This is a genomic window from Nocardioides pakistanensis (assembly GCF_054781215.1).
In genome coordinates, this window is record NZ_BAAGUV010000058.1 from 1 (window position 1) to 2,380 (window position 2,380).

The window sequence follows — 2,380 nt, forward strand, 5'->3', positions numbered from 1 at the left end:
CCAGGAATCAGGAGGCGATCAACAAGTCGCGTGACACGCCCATCCACAGGTCTTGACTATTGCTCGGGTGATGCGCGGCGAGGCATCAGCCCCGTTATGCGCCGCGCGGTGACTCGCTCCGAACAGCTCCTGCAGCAGCATGGTCTCGTGCGGGCGGATGACCCCGGTCGGCGGCAGCACCACAGCGATGCGGAGACCACGGACTAGGCAGTGGCGACGTGCCCACAGCAGCGCCCGAAGCGCCCCCACCTCGAAGGCCTCAACCTGAGAGAGATCAACCACGAGTTCAGGGACTGGCGGCGGTGGAACACCACGACTGCACTCGATCGAGGAAGTCGGGAACCGCGATCAACCCGCATTGGCGGGGGAGCGACGAGCACGCCGTCGTCATAAGCAGTGAAAACCAGAGGAACTGACATGTGCGTGACCTGACACCTGCGTGCGACGCAGCCCCAAATGCTTGAGGTGCGAAAAGGTCTACGACGTACCCCAAGTCGCACCTGATCACGCACGAAGAGTTCACAGTCTGCGTCGCCACACAACCGCGGGGTCCCGCGCCGAGCACCGGCCGCGAACCCGAGGCCCGCCTCATGTGCACTGCGCCGGTCTCGAAGACAAGGCCCTGACAGGGAGTCACCTCCCCGACTCAGCCCGCAGCAGGTTCGGCATGCCGGGTAGGCGTACCTCGGGCCGCGACGGGTACAGCACGGCAATGAGGCGACATGCTCCTCGCATCGTCCGCATGGTCACCGGACCGGGTTGGTCGCAGGCACCACGCCAGTTGGGTCAGGCTGTGGCCGCCGGTGTGGCCGTGGTCGCGATGTGCGCGGGTTGCACGGCCACCGACGACGCTCCGGCCGAGGAGTCCTCGGAGTCCAGCACCTCGGAGGCCACCGCCTCGGTGTCCGCCACTGCGCCCACAGAGCCGCCGCAGCAAGTCGACTGGACCGGCGTGGCCGATCAGGCCGAAACGAGCGTGGTGAGCATCTCGGTGGCCGGGCCGCAGGGAGCCGGCGAGGGGTCGGGGGTGATCGTCGACCGCGCGGGGCACGTGATCACCAACCATCACGTCGTGGCACCCGCGGTGACCGGCGGGCAGGTGCAGGTGACGTTGAGCGACGCACGGGTGTTCGGCGCCGCCGTGGTCGGCACCGACCCGGCCACCGACCTGGCCGTGCTCCGGATCGATCAACCGCCCGAAGAGCTGAACGCTCTGCCGTTCGGCGACTCCGAAGAGGTCACGGTGGGGCAACCGGTGATGGCGTTGGGCAACCCGCTGGGGCTCTCGCACACGGTGACCTTGGGCATCGTCAGCGCCCTGGACCGGCCAGTCACCACCGAGAACGTCGGCACCTCGCCCACCGAACCAGCGACCCCGGTGGTGACCAACGCGATCCAGACCGACGCCGCCATCAACCCGGGCAACTCCGGTGGCGCGCTGGTGAACGCCGCGGGGCAGCTGATCGGGATCAACTCCTCCATCATCACCCTCGGCTCCTCCCCGGGCGGCCAAGGGGGCAGCATCGGGCTCGGGTTCGCCATCCCCGTCAACCAGGTGCGGTGGGTCGCCGATGAGCTGATCCGCACCGGCCGGGTCCGGCACGCCTACCTCGGAGTGTCACTCCAGAACGCCGTGATCGCCGTAGACGGCGTGCGCCGCGAGGCAGCCGGGATCACCGACGTCGCCGCGGGAACTCCGGCCGCCCAGGCCGGGCTCAGCCCCGGCGACGCCGTCATCGGCGTCGAGGACGAGACCGTCGCCGGCGCAGAGTCCCTGGTGGCGCAGATCCGCGAACGCGAACCCGGCACCGACGTCACCTTGACCGTCGTCGGCAGCAACGGCCAACCCACCGAGGTCACCGTCGAGTTCGGCACTCGCCCCGGGGAGTGAGAGTTCCCCGATGAGCAACGCCCGCCTGCCACTCCACGACACACCCACTCGCTCCTTGAAGGGAAACTCATGAGCCACAGCCAACCGGTCGGCGCAGGGCCAGGCAGCGAGCAACAGCTGCTGGCCAGCTTCGCCACCTACGCCGAAGCGCAGGCGCTCGTGGACCGCATGTCCGACGACGGGTTCCCCGTTGAGCAGCTCCGGATCATCGGCGACGGGGTACGAACCGTGGAGCAGGTGACCGGCCGGATGAGTCTCGGCAAGGCCGCAATGGCGGGAGCGGCGTCCGGCGCCTGGTTCGGTCTGCTGATCGGTCTGCTCTTGGGCCTGTTCACGACCGGGCCGGCGTGGTTATGGCTGCTGCTGACCAGCCTGATGCTCGGTGTCGTGTGGGGTGCTGCCTTCGGAGCACTCGCGCACGCGCTGACCCGATCTCGCAGTTAGCCGCTGGGGCCTTGGCGCCAGGCGGCTTGGACGAGGGTGACGAGG

The 2,380-nt window shown here is 68.7% G+C and carries 3 protein-coding genes; 2 read left to right on the forward strand and 1 reads right to left on the reverse strand.

The window, feature by feature from the left end; genetic code table 11:
• Positions 1–18 precede the first annotated feature (18 nt).
• A complete protein-coding gene (locus tag ACYVIH_RS17975) occupies positions 19–327 on the reverse strand; it encodes an STAS domain-containing protein (protein WP_460870890.1) in 309 nt (102 codons plus the stop codon).
• Between the two features lie 415 nt (positions 328–742).
• Between ACYVIH_RS17975 and ACYVIH_RS17980 the strand changes: the two genes are divergently transcribed.
• Together ACYVIH_RS17980 and ACYVIH_RS17985 are read left to right on the forward strand one after the other, a co-directional pair.
• Entirely contained in the window at positions 743–1,891 is a 1,149-nt protein-coding gene (locus ACYVIH_RS17980; protein ID WP_460870888.1) for a S1C family serine protease, read from the forward strand.
• Positions 1,892–1,960: 69 nt separating this feature from the next.
• The gene (locus ACYVIH_RS17985) at positions 1,961–2,335 is read left to right on the forward strand and encodes a general stress protein (protein ID WP_460870889.1); all 375 of its coding nucleotides are present in this window, start codon (positions 1,961–1,963) and stop codon (positions 2,333–2,335) included.
• Positions 2,336–2,380: the final 45 nt, after the last annotated feature.